This is a genomic window from Microcoleus sp. K1-B1 (genome assembly GCF_036704705.1).
GTDB lineage: Bacteria > Cyanobacteriota > Cyanobacteriia > Cyanobacteriales > Microcoleaceae > Microcoleus.
The window spans coordinates 1-18,483 of the sequence record NZ_JAUBSH010000052.1 but is presented as its reverse complement, the minus strand read 5'-3'; the positions used below and the strand labels follow the sequence as shown (position 1 = coordinate 18,483).

The window sequence follows — 18,483 nt, the reverse complement described above, 5'->3', positions numbered from 1 at the left end:
TCTTGAGTTGATTATTTGGAATTATAGCAACCGCCGAGGTTTTACTGGACGTGATTAATTGCTGAAACCGTTGCTGGAAATTTTGCGATCGCATCGACTGCTTCCTTTTTCCTTGCAATCGCCCACAAGCAACACCGTCTCAATTTCAAACTTCTCTAAAATGACTGAATATGGACTGCTTAAGTATGAAACCCAAACAGTTGACAATCCTGGCTACTGCTTTACTTATGGTTTGTCTAGGGGCTGTGATTTCAGTTAAAGCACAAAATCATACCACAGTCTGCGGCTATTTTTCAGCTTACTGTTGTGAGGAAGTTTTGGGCGATCGCGCACTACTGTCACACACTACCAAGACGCTTTAATAGCTTGATCCAATAGCTATCAAAGTCATGCTTAAATTCAAGGTAGATTGTTGAGTTGCGATCGCCCCAAGTTCTACCCTAATTGGTTTTGCCAATTCATAGCATAACTTTGAACCTTTTCTGCCTGGTCAGTGCCATTGATAATTTTACGGGCTTTCAAGAAATCCATACGGTTGTTTGAAATACAGTCATCCAGTTTGATACCCGTAAACACACCGAATTTCATACCATCAACCAGGATAAAGAGTGCGATATCGGCACGCATGACAAGATCGGGGTCGTTAACCAAATCTAGGCCTAACACATCAGAATATTTCCGATAATTGTAATCCCAGGTCAGTTGCACGTACCCCCGTCCGTAAAACGGATAGTAGCGCAGAGTTTTGCGGTGGTTCTCCCCTTCAGGTTCACCCAAATAATACGATTCCATTACGGGTTGGAAACTATCGGCTGTTTCATGTTCAACGGTTGCGAGAATGTAAGCAATTTGAGCTTGAGACGTAATCCCTTGGCGATGAGCTTCTTTGATAATTGCCTCCACTGTGGCTTGCTTATCACCGCCTTGCCAATCTGGTAACATTCCAACACCTGGTTTTGCATCCAGTAATGCTTTAGCGGTTGTTGGGCCTAACACATCTCCGCCATCAAGTTTACGGCTGGCTTTAAAGTTCCTTAAGGCTTCTTGGGTTTGAGGGCCGTAAATCCCATCAACAACCTCTAAAAGATGATTAGCGCGTAAGATGGTTTGAATTTCTGCACAGAATAGTTGATCTTCAACTAACACTCCAGAGTGAATATTATCAAAACGAATCGATTGCTTTTGGTCAATCACGTCTTGGAGTTTCAGACCCGATGGTTCGCCGGAAACCCCACGAGACTGTCCAGAAATTAATTGTGTCAGTTTAGTTTGCGTTACAAATCCCGCAATTCCATCAACCTGCAAGCCTTGTTCAGCCTGAAATTTTCGGATTGCGGCATCAGTTTGGGTGCCAAAGATACCATCTGTTGTAACTGAAATGCCAACGTTGGCTAAATCTTCTTGAAGTTTGCGGACTCGTTCTCCCTGCATCGGAGGTATCACCAGACGCAAATCCCCGTCTTGGTCGCTGCTATAGGGGGCTGAATCAATTCCAGGGGAAAGGAAACTCACATGAAGGTGATCGTCATGTCCCGCCCAAGGCGCTACTTGTGTAATTTCTGGATCGTTGAAGAGAATTGTCCGAATACCCAAAATTGGATTATTGTAGAATAAATCTACCAATTCTTTAGTGCGTTGGCGAGAGTATTTACTATCGTAATAGGTGAGAGGAATTTCTTCATCAGTGTTAGCAACAGGCGCAATATCAACATCGAGTCCGTGTTGATGAGTGCTATGGGGTGGCATCGGCCCTCCGTCTGGAAGACTAATATTTCCAATGCCAATCCGAGGTCCATTGGGATAGAGTTTTGCCCACTCGGTACAGATGTATTGGAGAGCCTTAAGGACGTTTGAGTGACCATAGCACTTGTCAGGGAGTCCGTAACATTCATAGCCAACTCCACTGGCAGGCATTTGTTCAAAAAGACCTCGCGTTCCCCAACTGAATTGCTCGATTTCTTCTGCGGTGAAACCAATAGGTGCCGTGCAGGCAGTATGGTCATGGTGCAAACTTTCAGAGCGTAAATTGCGATTAATTTCTAATACCATTGTTTATTGCCTTTTTAGAGTGTGTTTTTCTGTTGCAAGATCGCTTTTTAGGAAGGCGATCTTCGCCAATGCCAATGGCAAGGTAACGGAAGGGTTAACATAATGATTCTTGAGTGTTTGGATGTGATTAAAGTGGAATATTTTTTGCTATCGCTTTTACTGGATTCCTAAACGTACCTATTTTGAGGTTTTTGGTTTAGTGACATAGTTTGACCTAGTTGGATTCTCAACGGGAACAAACTCATAGTCATAGCCGGAACGAGATTTAGAAGTAGGCTTAACTATCTTGACGAGTTCGATAAAATTTCCATCGCGATCGCCCGATGGTAAAAACTGTACTGGTTCGATTGCCCCCTGAGCAGGAAAGGTATTGGAATGGAGAATTTTAGCGATTTCTTTGCGGTCGGGATTTTGCTTGATAGCTGCAATCAAAGCTTTTGCTGCATCGTAAGCGGTAACAGTTCGCCAGTTAACATCTCGATCGCCCCAAAGGTTTTTAGAGGCGGCCGAAAAGTGTGACTCACGATTATTTTCAATATGCCAAGGAATTGCAAAAACTATACCGCTCGCCTGTTTTCCAGCTTTTTCTAAGATGGTAGACCCATAGATATCGTCTCCCGCTAAGATAGGCAACTGCCCTTTATTGGCTTTTAAAATTTCAAAAGATTGATTAAATTTGCTGGGATCTGCTAGTAAAACCAGTACGGTATTGTGATCTAGTCCTTCAAGACTCTTTGTAGCATCAAAATCAGGATTGGATAAGTCAATTTCTTTCAATATCTGTCCTTGTCGTTTTTCCGCAGAAGTGGCAGAGCTAGTTCCATACTTGGAGCTGTCACGCTCTAATTGTTTTCCTCTTTCTCCAGAAAAAGCAGTCGTAAATTCGGATGCGAGGGAGCAGCTATACTCGCTTTGGGAATTATAAAACAAGACAGCTTTCTGCTTCTTTAACGAGTTAAGCGTATAATCAGCTAACTTTTCCGCAGCTACTTTGTCATTAGGGACAGTGCGAAAGACGTATTTACCAAGGACATCTGATAATTGCACAGAGGTACTGACTGGAGAAATTGCCACCAATTTTTTATCATTGTAAACTTTGGCTGCTTCCCTGGTGACACTGCTGGAAAAGTGTCCTACTACTCCAAGAACATCGGGATTATTAGCAAGTTGTTTTGCAATTTCTTGGGAGATTTTCGGATCGTTGCGATCGTCAGCAATTAACACTTGTATTGGTATGATACCCTGTTGTGTCTTTGCCCAGTTGTTAAAGTCATCTTGAGCTTGAGCTACTCCCCGCAGGATTTCTAAAGAACCGTTGATATCACTAATAGGAACGGATACTGCGATCGTGTAGGATTTTTGATTGCCAATTCGAGCATTGTTTAAGTAAATTCTGGCTTCTGGGTCGTTAGGGTTTTTCTTCTGGTTCAGGTAGGATGTTAGGGGCGTTATCGCTTGCTCAAAATCACCAGCAGCGATCGCCTCTACTCCAGATTGCTTGTCAGGATCGCTAAGGGTTGATATCAAGATTTTGTCACCCATACTAATTGCTTCAAAATTACAGAGATGGCTCGCGTTGTTTTTCTCATCTAACGTCGCTAGGTAATCACGCGCCCAATTGCAACCAAGCTCTATCAAATCCTCCAATTCTCCAATTTGCCACAATTTAGCAGTACCATCCTCTCCTACAGTTGCCAGTAAGCTGCTATCAGGACTAAAATTAATGCTTTTTATTTGACTTTGATGTCCTTTAAATTGTGACAATAATTTTTCACTTTTCCAGTCCCATAAGTAAATATTACCATCATTATCTGCTAAAGCTAATAAGTTACCATCAGGACTAAAAGTGCCTTCTTCCCCAGCAGTATCTAATGCTTTTAATTCTTTATTATTTGATTCGCTCTTGAAATTGGACACTGTAATTTTTCCACCGCTGGTTTGATCCAGAGAAGCTATTACTAGCGTACCCTCACTAAAAGTAAAATCAAACGCTTCCGTTGGTCCTACTAAAACTCTACCTTTTAAATTCCACAAAAATACTATTCCACTTTTTCCTTCTGATCCATAAGATTCAAAACCAGCCAATTGTTGACTATCTGGGCTGAAAACCACTTTACTTTCACTAAACTTTTGATTAGTTTTGTCTTCATAGATTTTCAAAGTAGAAGTTATATTTTCATGATCTAAGCTCAACAAATAGATACTTTTGTCACCTCGATCGTTTTGTTGTACAACCGCCAGTTGCTTGCTATCGCTATCGGGACTAAAACTAACATTCATAACTTTACCCTGAATCTGTTTTAATTCCTTCAAGGAACTATTATCCCAGTTGTGTAAACGAACAATACCGTCTTCTCCTACAGTTGCTAACTGCTTACCATTAGAGCGAAAACTGATATTTATGACTTTGTTTGGAAGTTGCTTTATTTGATTAAATTCTTGGCCATGATAGTTCCACAAGAAGGTAATACCATCTTTTCCTACAGTTACTAGGTGCTTTCCATCGGGACTAAAACTCAGCTTACTAACTTTCTGAGTAAGCTTGGTTTCTAATCCTTTTAACCGTTTATTCTGCCAGTCCCATAAGCGAATAATGCCATCGGCTCCCTCTGTTTTAAGTTGCTTGCTATCAGCGCTAAAAAGAAGATTGTTTACTACACCTTGATGACCCTGTAACTTTAATAACTCTTGATACTCTACACTTTGATTACCCAGAACACTTTGATTAGTCAGATCTAGTATACGAATCTCGCCTTGAGTGCTTCCTGTTGCTAATAGTTTATTTTTATAAAACCTGCCAGAATTAACAAAATTGAGGGGGTAAGATTTGACTTCATTGCCTACCAATCTCCATAAATGTGAAGTTATAAAATCTCCCTCGCAAGCTTGATTATAAACAACCATTAATGACTTTCCATCAGAACTAACAATCACTTTCATGATGGCCGCCATATATTCCAAGCTTTTTGATTGATTTTTTATGTCTTCAAGCACTTTATTTTTTACTAAAGGAGCGACCGAGAGAAGATTTATCTCTTTATTTAATTTCGGTAGATTTATTGCACACATTTCATTGGAAATAATTAATTGCCTATCATAAATCTTTTCTCTAAAAAAAGAACTTATAATTGTGTTTGAGCTTGATTCGATTTGATTACGTTCTTTGATTTCATAAACTATTTTTCGCAGTGTTTTTAGCACTTGAGGCTGTAGCTCATTATCTGTTTGAAACAAGAAAGGAATCTGAGCATCTGGCTTAAACCAAGACAAATACCAAGGCCAGTCTTTTAGGGTTTTTGCTGCCTGTAAACTGTTTATCAAGGCATTTAATTGTTGATTTGAAATAAAGTTGGCTTCCGAGGCTTGCTGAGAAGCTCTAATTTGACCAATTCGTGCATTTCTCTGACCGATTAGAGAGGCAATCAAACCCGCGCTTAACAATACTATGACCACAACGGCTCCGATCATAAACCGACGAGCGATCAAGGTTTTTCGAGCGATACTAAGCTGCACAAACTCTGTTTCTAACTTGTTGAACCACTTATCATCAGATTTAAGTTCTTTTTTCAACAAATCAAGACGTGGGTTATTATGCCAAAGATAGCCTTTGGCTTGCGATCGCTTAATTTTCCACTCAACAGCCGCAGGTGTTAATTGCCGTTGTAAAATTAAATTTTCCTCCTCCTCTTGTTTCCACTTCAACAACCTTTCCCATCCCCGCACTAAAGCATCATGGGCAGGCTCAACATAAGGTTTCTTTTCTGTATTTTCTCCTTCCACAAGCAAACGTGCATCCACAAATGTCTTAACTACCTTAAGCACTCGTGTATTTTCTGGCTCTGGATATTCTAGTTCAGATTTTAGCACCCGTCGGCGAGCTAATTCACCGCCCCCAACTGCAACCATTCTTAGCATTACACGGCGGATTGTTTGCTCGTAAGCTTTATCCTGGTTAACTAAATTCTCATATTCCTGCTCTGCTTTTTGAGTCAGAGAGCGCCCTACTCCCCCTAGCTTGTTATAATACTCCTCAGTAATCCCCCTATCATCTTTGTCTCCATCGTTAATATCTTCGATAAATAGGCGGTAAAGCTCATTTAACGTAAATGAAAGCAAAGGTAAAGTTCCAGGCATCCCTGCTACCTCATACACCAATTTATCTATCAGCTTGTCCGGCACAAAAAATATTGACCTTTTTGACGCAGGTTCCGTAATTACCTCCCGCAATTCAGCAGTTGTCATTTCTTTAATATGAAATCTGGCTTCCTCTTTCCAATAGTCTTTCAAATCGGTGTCTTGGAATTGAGATTCAAAGTCAGAGCGAATAGTCAATACAATCCGCAACCGCTCTCCATACTGAGACATTACCTGCGGCAACCATTTTAAAACCAGTTCTTGCTGCGTCTTCTCTCTTTGCTTTTCTTCTCTTTTCTTTTTTGGCTTTTGTTTTTTATTTTGTTCTTTTTCTTCCTGGCGAGGTTGGAGAGTGATCAGTTCTTCAAACTGGTCAATTGTAAGCATAAGTGTACTACCTGAGTTCTTGTCAAACCAGTTTTTAAGGTTCTGAGAAAGGAACTCAACTTGTTTCTCAAGCGGTTGGTTTTGTTTTGCTGTGTTCGACTCTCTTCTAATCCCAAACCAACTAAGAATTTTGCTAAATACTTTTGGTTCATTGGCTTGGGGTTGCTCAGAATCCGAGTTGGAATCTATAAAGTTAAGCTCTTGTGAAAGACTATTTGTTAATGCCGTTAGTGGAGATTCACCAAGTCGGATTGGCTTCAAAATCTGCCATGTTTGTAAATTGGAGTTTACCTCTGAGCTCTGCTCTATTATAAATGGAATTAACCCAGCTTTTACCAAGCTAGATTTCCCTGTTCCCGAAGCTCCCAGCACTACTGTCAAGGCTCGGTGATTGGAATTATTGACTTTTTCATATAGCTGTTCAATTTGTTCCTTTCTACCGAAATATAAGTCTTTGTGTTCTTTTTCATAGGATTCTAATCCTCGATAGGGACTATCTTCTACGCGCAGTCGAGGTGCATCCTCTAAATTAGGTTCACTCTGCAATAGAAAAAGATATTCTCCATTCTCGTGTAGTTTAAGCGGACATATACCAGGAGTTTGTGCTTTATATTCTTCTGTTTCTACTGCAACTGCTTTTCGGACAAAGTTAAAGAGATCATTGGCTGTAATAATGCCATCATTATCCAAGTCGGCACCCTTATTTAAAGCATCAAAAAGATGTTTTGCAAAGGGAGAATGAACCTTTGAACCCACTATTACTTTACCTCGGGGAGGAGAATCTATGGCTGTTTGCTTATCAGAGGTTGAGGTAATAACTTGCCAAGCCCGATATTTGATGTAGTGGTCGTAGACTTGTTTATACAGTTTAACTTTCGGAACCACATCTCGATTGATGCTTGACCAGTAAAATGCTCCTGAAAAGCAGCAATCAAGAATGACCAATAGATGCCGACAAGGAAGTTTTAGCAGTGCATCGTGGAAGTCCTGCATTTTCAAGTAAGTATCAGGATTATCAGTAGCATCTTGAGGAATTAAGTAGCCAACTGGCCCCTCTTGTTTTTCTTTAGCGTCAAAGGCTTTTCCATGTCCGGCAAAATAGAGTATGATGCGATCTTTATCATTAATCTCTGGATTTTTTCCAAAAGGTATTTTTTTATTACTGAAGCAGTCAATCAGTTGTTTTAGCTTGTTCAGTGTAGCATCTTCATTAAGTAACAAATGAACTTCATACTGATACCGCTCTTGCATAAGGCGAGCAAATTCTTCAGCATCTGGGACTGCTGTCTCTAAGCGAGGAACTTCATTGATGTAATCATTAATCCCGATAATGATAGCGATATTACGGTGAAAGTCGTGTTGAGACTTAGACATTGATGCACTCCTATTTAAAATAAATGACAAGGTGAGAAAGGCAACAGCCATTGAGAAAATTACTGTACCTTTTTAAAATTTTACTGTTGTTGAGTCAACGCTAAACTCAACGCCTTCAAACCTTCTGAATCATCGAAATAAGTCAAATGATCGCAAGCCACTTCTTGAATCATAGGAGCACTTTTTCTTCCTTCTGGAAGGCTCTTAATGCTCTGCACAGTCACAGCAATATCATTCAACTGACCCAGGAAGGGAAATTCTACAATTTGACTGCATAATTTTTGCATCAGCCGCTTTAATCGACTCGCTTCTTCTCCTTGTCCTTGCATGGCTTTGATAGAAGTATTACCAGCAAGAACTGAATAGGAAATACCTGGATCTTTAGGACTCGCAGCCAAGGATTTCAGAAACTCAGAACCCGGTTTCATCTGATCTAGGGCTACATCCACAGCTTCTATGGCACTGAGTAAACACCCCAATACTTTCACAGGCCAAGCAACGGTGGAAAGACTATTAAGCCCAATTCCCAAAGCGAAAGTAGCCCATTCTTGCACCGTTGGCCAAGGAGAACCTGCATTTGGTGTCCCCAACATGATTAAATGTTGAACCAACTTATTGCCGCCTTCTCGCTCAATCAACCAACGGGAAACTAACCCCCCCATTGAATGAGCAACAATATGCAAAAGTTTGCCGTGATTAGCTTTCAATCCTATTTCTTCTAGGCGTTTTTTTAACTTACGAGCATTATCTTCAATTGAAGTATTAATATTCTCGTAGTCAAAAGCCAAAACTAGATCGTAATGGTCTTTGAGAGGACATAGTTTCCCATTCAATTTAACTTTCGCTCGTTGAACGCTCTTGACCATATTATCGGTATCGCCGAGAATGCCGTGAACATAGAGCAAAATTCGCTTGCTCTTCGCTACCAGTGCTTTTATCTGCGTTTGATCGGTGACATAGGTTATCGTTTCATCTGACGCTACCTTAGCCACTCTCAGAAGCGGATATTCAAACTCTAAACCCAGCGGTTCCAACAACACCTTTTGAAATAGGATTTTGATCGAGCCTTGTACGCTTCTGTCCTGATTGAATGGTTTTGGTAATCGCTGTAGCTGAATTTCCGTTTTGCCGTCTTTAGTTTTTTGACCTCGACCTAACGGTAGGAAAAACTCACCATCATAGCCAACAGGTAAGAGATGTTCATTTTCTCCTAATGTTGTGTCAACTAACAACTTTAAAGGCGAATCAGGGGTAACAACTGTATAGTCTTCAACTTGACTCAATTCCAGTACACTTAAACCTGGATCGGTTCCGCGACTGTTCGTGAATTGAAAAGTTTGAGTGACTTGAGGATCTTCTCGCAAAATAGGAGGCAAGATCACATTTCCTAAATCCCGACTCACTTGAGGAATTGTCGTTAAACGCACATTTGCTTGTAAGCTAGGATGCGCTTGTAACTTGACTCCTGCTGCCAGTTCTTTTTCTGCTGTGGGTGAAACTCGAATAGCATCTAAGGGTCGAACAGTTGTAATTGCGATCGAATCTGTGAACCAATCATCATATTTTCCTTGACTTTTGGGTTTGATAGTACGACTTTGCACTCGATTCATCAAACGATTCAGGGAACTTTGATTTGGGGAGGAAATATCTCTTTCGATAGGTCGGGGAAAATCCAGTTCTTGTTGAGTCAGTAACCGAGCATCAAACTCAGCCGTACAAACAATCAACTTAATAATGTCTTTAAACTCGGTAATTCCTTGCTCCCATAACTCATCAGGTACTTCTACTTCTAATTCTTCTCGATCTAAAGCCCAAGCTTCTTCTCCAGGTTTGAGAGCTACACTTCCTGTGTCAAAAAACGGAGAGCTAATGGCAAAATAATCTGTTAGATTGACTAAAGCGCAGTAAAGTTTTTTCTGACTTTTATTAGTCAGTTTTATCCGAAAACGAGGAGGTTCCCACTGATTATCCTTGTGGTTATATTCCAAACGCATCTGCCCGGATTGAGAAATGTTTGGATCATTAAAGATAAGTTTCATTTCCACATCCCCAACTTTAATTAGACCATTACCTGAACTGGGGAGTTCTGCGATCGCATTCCATCGCGCAATATGCTCTAATCGTTGAATCGCTGTTTCGGCATTCTCTGGCGTATAACCCTCAATTTGAGCTACTAAGGGGCGATCGTCAGCGGGTCGAGCAATCAAATATTGGTCATTCCGACATAGCAAGCGAAATTGAGCTTTGGTGAGTTCCTGTTCTTCGCGAACATAAGCAGAGGGTTGGTTGTTCAGTCCTGCTGACTGTATCGCTTGACGTGCTAACTTTACCCCCGCTTCCTCTCCCTCAAAATAAACACCTAGAGGTGGCAGAGGTAAACTGGTAATAACAGCTTTAAACGTCTTATTCTCGTCGGAATTTAGGTTTTCAATTCCACTGATACTGACCTGACTTAGCTGGGGCAAAACCTGAGTTACTTTGGCTTCACCGACAGACTTTGATGGTTCCCGCAAGTCTTCAGCATGGCTGTCAAAGGGAAAGAGTGCTAGTAAAGTCGTTTCGCCGTTAGAAGGACTTTGAACGCCGTGAACAGCACCCCCATCAATGACCCAACTATACTTTTTATGATAGCTAACTGTGAAGTAGGGAGTCCGTTCTGCGATCGCGCCATCTAAGAAAAATTGATTATCATCTCCTGGATGATTTATTTCAAGTTGGGGAGACTGATCTAAAACTCGACTACCAATTATAGCTTTTGCTCGGTTGAACAAATCCCGATAAGTCAACTTGCCATTAGCTTGTTGCAACGTATCCATCAAAAAGTAGGAAAAAGCACCCCGTTTTTGACCCCCTCCATTATATTCCTTCGCCAGTTGACTATCTTGACAACCCCCTAAGAGAATGTGACGACCTTTAGGAAGCTTCAGGCCAATGGAATTCAGTTCACCGTTACTGGAATTAGAGAGTTTTTCTAACTCTTCAAGTTTAAAGATAAAGCTATCTATTGGGCGCTGGCGCTTGTCTGTGGAAGCGAGACGGACTCCTGTTTCTTGGAATAGATTTTTACTGCCAGAACCGGAATGACAGCAATCAAGAATAATAGTAATGTGTGGGTTTTTAGCTGAGACTTCAGAAATCAGTTTTGCCAATTCTTTATCTGCTAAATCCCAGCCTCCTTCCTGGCGACTGTCATAACAGACCAATGTTTCATTATGTCGGTCTGGCTCTACGTGCCAAAATTCCTCTGGTGCTTCTTCCTGAGCGCCATGACCACTATAGTAGAAAAGAACCACATCATTGCTTTGAGCATTACATAGATGCTTCCGAAATCCATCTATAATCGCTTGACGGGTAGCCTCTTGATCCTTGAGGGTTTGCAAATGTAGTTGATATCCTTCTTTGGCAACCCGTTCATTTAGATACTGCGCGATGGCTGTAAGGTCATTAATACAGCCTTGCAACGGAGGAATTGGATCTTCATATTTGTCAATTCCAACTAATAGTGCGTAGATGTTACGAGTCATAAGCGTTTAGTTTATAGAGGGAAAAAGGGTATCCGCTCAATAATTCGGGGCGGACTACGCACTCAGAAACGATTTTACGTCATTTCAGGTGCATCGTTGAGCGATTTACCCCGGATTATTGAGCGGATACGAAAAAGGCAAAATTGAAAGCTGTTTCGAGTTTAGCTTAAATTTCTCGATCGTCAAATAGTTCGCTGCACATCAGATTGTAGGATTTGACATTCAGCCGCTTGAAGAGACGATCGCCAAAGTTGACATCTGCACGATTGATCGGGACTTCCACCTCTGGGAGTCGCACTTAGAGCCTCATCAAGACTTTCTAAAGAAGCCGATCTAGCCGTTGGAGCTCTCGCTATTTCTTGAACTCTGATTCCAAGCTGCGCCTTTAGACTATCTTCATCAAGCTCTAACAATACTCCGGACAGTTTTTGGAACGAGACTACAAGCTTACGCGGCGCAAGGATCATAAATAAAGTCCAATTAAATGCAACGAGCGGGGTGGAGCTGACATTGATTTAATTATCCACAGTGGCTCAAAGTCCTACAGAATAAGCCATTGGGCCATATAAAAACTGTCCGGACTATTGCTCTAACAGCTTTTGATATAATTTATCACTCTGTGTCATAAAGCTTAATTTTAGTTGTTGAATTTCAACTAAATTTTGGGGCTGGTCGTGGTTTGATTCTAAGAGAGCAACCCCTAAAAAGTTCCTAGCTTTTAGTTGAGTCTTAAATTAGCCAAAAGGCTAGCTCCTAACTAGCCGTAAGTACAGGACAGAACCTGTACTTTTGGCTAGGTGTCGTCCAGAACTACAGGCGGGCAAGGCTTTTCGGAGGGCGATCGATTTTATATTTTAGATTTTAGATTTTAGATTTTAGAATTGCTTCCACGGGCTGTAGCGATCGCACGTGATGAGTACGCTACACTTTTTTCAAGGGTCTACGGCCTGTACCGGGGGGCTGTGACCAAATTGCTTTCGGTCAGCATAAAAAATCAAATACAGATAAATCCGGTTGCTGTCATCTACTCCAAAAAGCTGATTAAAAATGGTGCAAAATATCAAATTTAATAAATTTTAACTATTTAGATAGATGTCGTAGTTTGAGTTTTTTATCTAGCATGAATCTATTGAGTTATTAATAGAATTGCCGTGATTTTTCCCAACCCTACTCCATTTCCAGGCCCGCAGATTCCCAGTACCGAACCGGGGCTGCCGACTATACCCGCATCGCCACCAGTGCCGGGCCCCGTTCCCGAACCAATTCCCGGCATTGTACCAGAACCGGTACCTGCACCAATTCCGCAGCCAATTCCCGAACCGGTGCCGGAAACTGTACCCTCTCCAATTCCTCAGACAGTGCCGGGGCCAATTCCTCAGACAATCCCTGAACCTGTGTAAATTATGTTTTAGTCTATCGCGAAATTTAAGATTGTTTGTCAGGTCGATCGCAAAAACCGGGTTTCTCCAAAGTCCCCAATCTTGTTGATGAATATCAGACTTGAAAAAACTCGGTTTTTGCCTAAATTATCAATTAATTGAAGTTGAGCGCAGTCTCTTTACAAAGGTCAACAGCATCCAAATCAGTGGATTTGCCGTCCTCGTATTCGGCCCTGACATCGAAAATACAGCCCGCATCCGAGCCCCCGTAGTCAGCTTGATTCCACTCAAAATCTGCCTTTCCCCGATCGGCAATCGGGGCCTCTAGCTCGTTTTCTCCCCAAGTATCCTTATCGGGAGGAGACATATAAACGGCTGTCATCGTCTGGCCGCTGTTGTTAATCACGGAAATTTTGACCACCTCAGCGAAAACGCTAGCTGCTGTCAGCGCTAACAGGGGCAGCGACAGCCCCGCAGCTATCGTTACTTTGCTTAACCACTTGTTAACCATTTAGCCATCTACCTCAAGTTAGATATTTATTCAAGCTTAGCTTTAGAAGTTAGAAGGCACAAGTCAGATATATTGCTATTGCTTATGATATTTTGAAACAGTGATATGTTTCTAAATAGCTATGCTTACTGCCGGAATTGTCGGACTGCCTAATGTTGGCAAATCTACTTTGTTTAATGCTCTGGTTGCTAATGCCAAGGCGACTGCTGCTAATTTTCCTTTCTGTACGATCGAGCCAAATACGGGTATCGTGGCAGTGCCAGACGAACGGTTGAAGGTGCTGAGCAATATTTCCAATTCCGCGCAAACTGTGCCGACGCGGATTGAGTTTGTGGATATTGCGGGTTTGGTGAAGGGGGCGAGTCAGGGGGAAGGACTGGGAAATCAGTTTTTGTCTCACATTCGGGCTGTAGATGCGATCGTCCATGTTGTCCGCTGTTTTGAAAATGACGACATCATTCACGTTGCGGGTTCTGTCGATCCGATCCGAGATATTGACATTATCAATCTCGAATTAATTTTAGCAGATTTAGCTCAAATTGAACGCAGGCTCGATCGCACTCGCAAGCTGGCCCGCAACAATAAGGAAGCTCAGGCAGAAGTGGATGTACTCGAAAAATTGGTCGCGGTTTTGAATGCCGGGAAACCAGCGAGGCAGTACAATTTCACAGATGAAGAAGCTGAATTAGTTAAAGGTTTGGAATTACTGACCAACAAACCAATTATCTATGCTGCTAACGTGTCTGATGACGATTTAGGAACAGGAAATAACTATGTCGAACAAGTGCGGGAAGTAGCAGCTAAAGAAAATGCTAAGGTTGTCATAGTTTCGGCGCAAGTTGAGTCAGAATTGGTGGAGTTATCCGAGGAAGAACGAACGGATTTCCTAGAATCTCTGGGGGTCAAAGAAGGTGGCTTGAAATCTCTGATTCGAGCTACTTACGAATTATTGGGTTTGCGGACTTATTTTACTAGCGGGCCAAAAGAAACTCGCGCTTGGACGATTATCGCTGGAATGCTAGCACCGCAAGCTGCGGGGGTGATTCACTCTGATTTTGAACGGGGTTTCATCCGGGCCGAAACTGTAGCATATGAAGATTTGGTTGCTACGGGCGCGATGAATGCAGCTAAGGAAAAAGGCTTAGTTCGCAGTGAAGGAAAAGAGTATGTTGTACAAGAGGGGGATGTGCTGTTGTTCCGATTTAATGTTTAGCTTTTTTAAGGAGATGAACACATGGATATCGTTTCGCTGGCAATTGCTTGGCTAGTTACTTCGGTGAGCTTTTTTATCATTTCCAAGTTGCCCATCGGGGTGGACATTGACACTTTTGGAAAAGCGATGATTTCGGCTGCGGTTTTTGGATTGCTGAATGCTTTGGTGCGGCCGCTTTTTGTGGTTTTGGGTTTTCCATTGGTGTTGGTAACTTTTGGTTTGTGGATAATTGTTATCAACGCGATTATCTTTGGATTGGCGGCTTGGCTAGTGGATGGATTTCGCTTGCGCTGGGGAATTTGGAGTGCTTTGCTGGGGGCTATCGCCCTCGGTTTTATCAACTCTTTGCTCTATGAGCTGTTGCGGACTCTGCCTAGTGTAAGGTAGATCCGGGTAATGCGGGGGGCGGAAGGAAGGGGCGGGTTTATTCATCCTGTTAGTTATCGCAAATATTTCAGGTGAAACCCGCCCCTAGGGCAAATATTTTAGATTTAATTCCTCGATATCAGGTATTTGTTTTTTGGTACTGGTTGAGTTATTAGCCTTCGCAGTAATCGATAAATTGCTCTGGAACTAGGCGCAATTCGCCCGATCGAAAGCGATCGATCGGCATCCAAAATGCAGTATGTTCCCCATCTCCGTCTGCAAAATCCAGACTCTCCAATTCATAAAATTTGGAATCAACAAAATCGCACTGGTATAGTTGTATTAGTTCGTGTCCGGCTTTGCCATTATAAACAAAGAAGTTTTCCAAACAAGTCAAATATTTGATATTTGTTAACTCGGCTTTAATTTCTTCTTGAAACTCTCTTTGCAAAGCGTCGATGCTGTGTTCTCCGAATTCTATGCCACCGCCCAGAGCTCGGTAAAATGTGTCTTGTTTGACCGGATCTTCGCATTCTGACACGAAGATGCGATCGCCCGATCGAATTAATCCTAAAACAATTACACGAATTGTACCTTTTTGCATAATTAGTTATCAGTCATTAGTCATCAGTAATTAGTCATCAGTTAACTGCTTCCTAGGCTCTGCCTAGGAATCAATGTCCAGAGGCTCTGCCTCGCTTTCCAAGAAGGCAAATATGAGGCAGAGCCTCCGGATATGTGTTACCAAGCTCTTCCTAGTAATCAGTAGAATCCGCCCCTAATGAGTAATCACTAATGACTAATTATCAGCAGCAAAAGACTCTCGACGGCGACTGGTGTCAACGGGCCAGTCTGTATTTTCCCCGCCAATAATGAGTTTTTCAATCGTTACGAATTCTTTGCTGAGTTGCTGGAAAACATTAATCAAAACATCGAGGCCAATTGCATCGCTAGTGCCCAAATCAAACCAGCAGCGAGCCCAAGAACCTTGATACTCCATTTCTCCCATATTGTGCATCAAAGCCATCATGCTTTGGTCGGCTAGATTAACATCGTAATTCATCTGACTGATATCTAAGCCTTCATCTTGAACTTGCAAATTTTCCGCATTAAATCCTCCGAGTTTTCCCAAGAAAAACCAAGAGTCAAACACTTCTTCAACATACTGTTTTTCACCATTTGAAGGCACGTTGCTGAACTTCAGCCAAATCCAGAGGTCAAAGGGGTTAAACTCGCGAAACTCTACTTGCATCAATTTTTTCAAAGAAAGGGAATGGAATTGCAGGAATTGGATTGCAGGAGAGAGGAAAATTGGGAGAGAGGGAGACAGGGAAAATTTTCCTCCTGACTCCTGACTCCTGACTTCCCCTCTGACTCTTTTTATAGTGGTGGTAAGGCCGCCGGCCCCCAGACTCCATCTGCATCTCTAATTTTATCGCGCATCGGGTCGCAGGCGCGAGATTTGCTGTCGAGACGGTTGCGGGTTCTGCACTGCTGAAAGAAGATTTCGGCTACTAAACTGCGCGGCAGTTGGTCGGGTTTTGCTAAGGCTGCGTCGAAGTTTTTTCGGGCTTCCTCAAGTAAGGTTTTGTTGCTGTCTTTTCCCTGGGATTGGGAAAACAAAATTTGTGCTTTTAGATAGAGAACTTCGGGATTATTGGGTGTTTCTGCTAGGGATTTGTTCGCAAATTCTAAAGCGCGATCGTACTTTTTCAAGTCTCGATAGCCTACTGCCATGCCGCGATAAGCTAAGTAGCGGGGAGAGGCTTTTTGTTCGAGTCTTTGAATTGCTTCGTTGGGGTTGGAGAAGGGCAGGTTTGTGGCTAGCATTAAGTCCATGTAGCCTTTTAGCAGGTTGAGTTCGGGGTCGTTGGGCGCTATTTTATCGGCGGCTTCTAGGTATTGAAATACTACTCGCAGTTTGTTGAGTGCTTGGGGCGCGCCTTTGGTTGTTCCTTCTTTTGCTATAATGTTTGCCCCTTCTAGAAAGTGACCTGTTGCTGTGTAAATATTGCCGCGCAATGGATTAGTTTTAGTCAGTTTTTCGCCGAATTCGCGGGTTTTTTGCGCGTAGGAATTCATCGAGTTTAAGTCCTGCTCGATGTATGAGAGGGAGGCTGCCAGTGCATAGGCTAGCGGCTCGTTTGGTTCGGCTGATAGTGCTTGTTGAATTTGAGTTTTTGCTTGTTTGTAGTTTCCTTGCTGAAACATTGTTTTGAAAGCGGTTTCGGTGTTGGGCCCGATCGCCTGCGGGTTGCTGCTGCGAAAGGGATCGCCCGCTACTGCCGAGTTAATGCAGATGCTGAGGGCGATCGCTCCTGCACTGGCGATCGCCCGCACTGTCTGTTTAGAACTTAACATTTGCTTGCCCAGCGATGCTAAAGGGGTTTTCGTCATCGTCAATTCTCTCAATGTAATATACTGTAAACTAGAAACAAGAGAGTTAAATTTTCAGACTTTCGGGCCGCGACCAAAAAAAGAGTGAAATTTGCTTGATTTTTTGTGGTTGTTGAGGTATATTTTAATAATGGGAGTGTGGCTTATAATATATTAAAGGACAGATTTCCATTATTAAAATATACCATGAAAAAACATAAAAATTAAACGCTCATCCTGAAAAAAAAGGAAATTTTTGTTAAGATTTATGTAAAATAATTGTGTGCGATCGGCCCCAGCCAAAAACAGCCTTAACTATTATCAATAGCACAACCAGAAGTTCCCCGCTCCAACAATAACAATTTTTCTGATTGTTGACTGTTGAGTGTTAACAACTGCCAACTAACAACTGCCAACTAACAACTGCCGTTAATGCTTTATCTAAAAAACTTAGTATATCATCCTACCGCCTGTCCTAATCCTATTCTGAAAAATATTAACTTAGAACTGGCCTCGCAGCAAATGGGGCTGATTGTCGGCCGCAGCGGTTCAGGCAAAAGTACCCTATTAGAAATATTAGCAGGTTTAGCGGAAAAAACTAGCGGCGACATCCGCTGGCGGGAACAAGAATTAACACCGGAACACTTGCAACAATTAGGAGGTTTAGTGTTCCAGTTTCCAGAAAGGCATTTTTGCGGAGGCACAATTTTAGAAGAATTGCGACTGGGACATCCTGAATTGGGACAAGAACAAATTAACTCAGCAATGGCAGAAGTGGGGCTCGGACATTTGCCGCTGCGCGCTTCCCCCCACGCTTTGAGCGGTGGACAACAGCGGAGGGTAGCCCTGGCGGTGCAGCTAATTCGGCAGCCGCATTTGCTACTTTTGGACGAACCGACGGCGGGTTTGGATTGGTCGATGCGGCGGCAGTTGGTAAGCTTGTTGAGTAAGTTGAAAAGTCACTGGACTTTGTTGATTGTAACTCACGATGCTAGCGATTTGTTGAGCGTGGCCGATCGATTTTGGACTTTAGACCACGGGGATTTGCAAGAGGTCGATCGCGCTAAATTAGAGGCTAAGGAAACGAGTTTTGTTAAGTAGGTCGGCGCAAAAAAACCGAACTATGTTAAGATAAGTAAACAAAAAGAATATATCTACTGAGGTAACTCA

The 18,483-nt window shown here is 42.3% G+C and carries 12 protein-coding genes; 4 read left to right on the top strand and 8 right to left on the bottom strand.

Annotated elements, in window-relative coordinates; all coding sequences use genetic code 11:
* Window positions 1-435 precede the first annotated feature (435 nt).
* From QUA83_RS18800 to QUA83_RS18785, 4 genes are all read right to left on the bottom strand, one after another.
* Window positions 436-2,049 (bottom strand): penicillin-insensitive murein endopeptidase, encoded by a 1,614-nt coding sequence (locus QUA83_RS18800; protein ID WP_333295040.1) that lies wholly within the window; start codon window positions 2,047-2,049, stop codon window positions 436-438.
* Between the two features lie 177 nt (window positions 2,050-2,226).
* On the bottom strand, window positions 2,227-7,995 hold the full coding sequence (locus QUA83_RS18795) for an nSTAND1 domain-containing NTPase (RefSeq protein ID WP_333295039.1): 5,769 nt from the start codon (window positions 7,993-7,995) through the stop codon (window positions 2,227-2,229).
* A 29-nt stretch (window positions 7,996-8,024) separates the two neighbouring features.
* A complete protein-coding gene (locus QUA83_RS18790) occupies window positions 8,025-11,468 on the bottom strand; it encodes a caspase family protein (protein WP_333295037.1) in 3,444 nt (1,147 codons plus the stop codon).
* Between the two features lie 166 nt (window positions 11,469-11,634).
* Window positions 11,635-11,766 carry a hypothetical protein gene (locus QUA83_RS18785; protein WP_333295035.1) on the bottom strand — a complete coding sequence of 44 codons (132 nt, stop codon included), beginning with the start codon at window positions 11,764-11,766 and terminating at the stop codon, window positions 11,635-11,637.
* A gap of 853 nt (window positions 11,767-12,619) precedes the next feature.
* Here QUA83_RS18785 and QUA83_RS18780 point away from each other — a divergent pair.
* Entirely contained in the window at window positions 12,620-12,868 is a 249-nt protein-coding gene (locus QUA83_RS18780; RefSeq protein ID WP_333159819.1) for a gamma-aminobutyric acid A receptor, epsilon-like protein, read from the top strand.
* 133 nt (window positions 12,869-13,001) lie between these two features.
* Here QUA83_RS18780 and QUA83_RS18775 read toward each other — a convergent pair whose 3' ends face one another.
* A complete protein-coding gene (locus tag QUA83_RS18775; RefSeq protein WP_333295034.1) occupies window positions 13,002-13,358 on the bottom strand; it encodes a hypothetical protein in 357 nt (118 codons plus the stop codon).
* A 121-nt stretch (window positions 13,359-13,479) separates the two neighbouring features.
* Between QUA83_RS18775 and ychF the strand changes: the two genes are divergently transcribed.
* Together ychF and QUA83_RS18765 are read left to right on the top strand one after the other, a co-directional pair.
* Window positions 13,480-14,571: a redox-regulated ATPase YchF gene (ychF, locus tag QUA83_RS18770; protein WP_333295033.1), complete on the top strand. Its 1,092-nt coding sequence runs from the start codon at window positions 13,480-13,482 to the stop codon at window positions 14,569-14,571.
* 21 nt (window positions 14,572-14,592) lie between these two features.
* Window positions 14,593-14,958: a phage holin family protein gene (locus QUA83_RS18765; RefSeq protein ID WP_333030414.1), complete on the top strand. Its 366-nt coding sequence runs from the start codon at window positions 14,593-14,595 to the stop codon at window positions 14,956-14,958.
* A 151-nt stretch (window positions 14,959-15,109) separates the two neighbouring features.
* Here QUA83_RS18765 and QUA83_RS18760 read toward each other — a convergent pair whose 3' ends face one another.
* The 3 genes from QUA83_RS18760 to QUA83_RS18750 all read right to left on the bottom strand — a co-directional run bounded on the left by QUA83_RS18760 (window position 15,110) and on the right by QUA83_RS18750 (window position 17,334).
* Window positions 15,110-15,541, bottom strand: a complete 432-nt coding sequence (locus QUA83_RS18760) for an NUDIX hydrolase (protein ID WP_333295032.1) — start codon at window positions 15,539-15,541, stop codon at window positions 15,110-15,112.
* 195 nt (window positions 15,542-15,736) lie between these two features.
* Complete coding sequence (locus QUA83_RS18755; RefSeq protein WP_333145525.1) at window positions 15,737-16,189, bottom strand: DUF3531 family protein; 453 nt, start codon at window positions 16,187-16,189, stop codon at window positions 15,737-15,739.
* A 128-nt stretch (window positions 16,190-16,317) separates the two neighbouring features.
* Window positions 16,318-17,334: a Sll0314/Alr1548 family TPR repeat-containing protein gene (locus tag QUA83_RS18750; RefSeq protein ID WP_333295031.1), complete on the bottom strand. Its 1,017-nt coding sequence runs from the start codon at window positions 17,332-17,334 to the stop codon at window positions 16,318-16,320.
* Between the two features lie 411 nt (window positions 17,335-17,745).
* On the opposite strand from QUA83_RS18750, the gene QUA83_RS18745 reads away from it, so the two are divergent.
* Complete coding sequence (locus QUA83_RS18745; protein WP_333295029.1) at window positions 17,746-18,414, top strand: energy-coupling factor ABC transporter ATP-binding protein; 669 nt, start codon at window positions 17,746-17,748, stop codon at window positions 18,412-18,414.
* Window positions 18,415-18,483 lie beyond the last annotated feature (69 nt).

What these genes read in the sequence shown, in the direction of transcription:
- QUA83_RS18800 (WP_333295040.1), bottom strand. Translation starts at nt 2,049, where the DNA reads ATGGTATTAGAAATTAATCGCAATTTACGCTCTGAAAGTTTGCACCAT.
- QUA83_RS18795 (WP_333295039.1), bottom strand. Translation starts at nt 7,995, where the DNA reads ATGGCTGTTGCCTTTCTCACCTTGTCATTTATTTTAAATAGGAGTGCA.
- QUA83_RS18790 (WP_333295037.1), bottom strand. Translation starts at nt 11,468, where the DNA reads ATGACTCGTAACATCTACGCACTATTAGTTGGAATTGACAAATATGAA.
- QUA83_RS18775 (WP_333295034.1), bottom strand. Translation starts at nt 13,358, where the DNA reads ATGGTTAACAAGTGGTTAAGCAAAGTAACGATAGCTGCGGGGCTGTCG.
- ychF (WP_333295033.1), top strand. Translation starts at nt 13,480, where the DNA reads ATGCTTACTGCCGGAATTGTCGGACTGCCTAATGTTGGCAAATCTACT.
- QUA83_RS18765 (WP_333030414.1), top strand. Translation starts at nt 14,593, where the DNA reads ATGGATATCGTTTCGCTGGCAATTGCTTGGCTAGTTACTTCGGTGAGC.
- QUA83_RS18760 (WP_333295032.1), bottom strand. Translation starts at nt 15,541, where the DNA reads ATGCAAAAAGGTACAATTCGTGTAATTGTTTTAGGATTAATTCGATCG.
- QUA83_RS18755 (WP_333145525.1), bottom strand. Translation starts at nt 16,189, where the DNA reads ATGCAAGTAGAGTTTCGCGAGTTTAACCCCTTTGACCTCTGGATTTGG.
- QUA83_RS18750 (WP_333295031.1), bottom strand. Translation starts at nt 17,334, where the DNA reads ATGACGAAAACCCCTTTAGCATCGCTGGGCAAGCAAATGTTAAGTTCT.
- QUA83_RS18745 (WP_333295029.1), top strand. Translation starts at nt 17,746, where the DNA reads ATGCTTTATCTAAAAAACTTAGTATATCATCCTACCGCCTGTCCTAAT.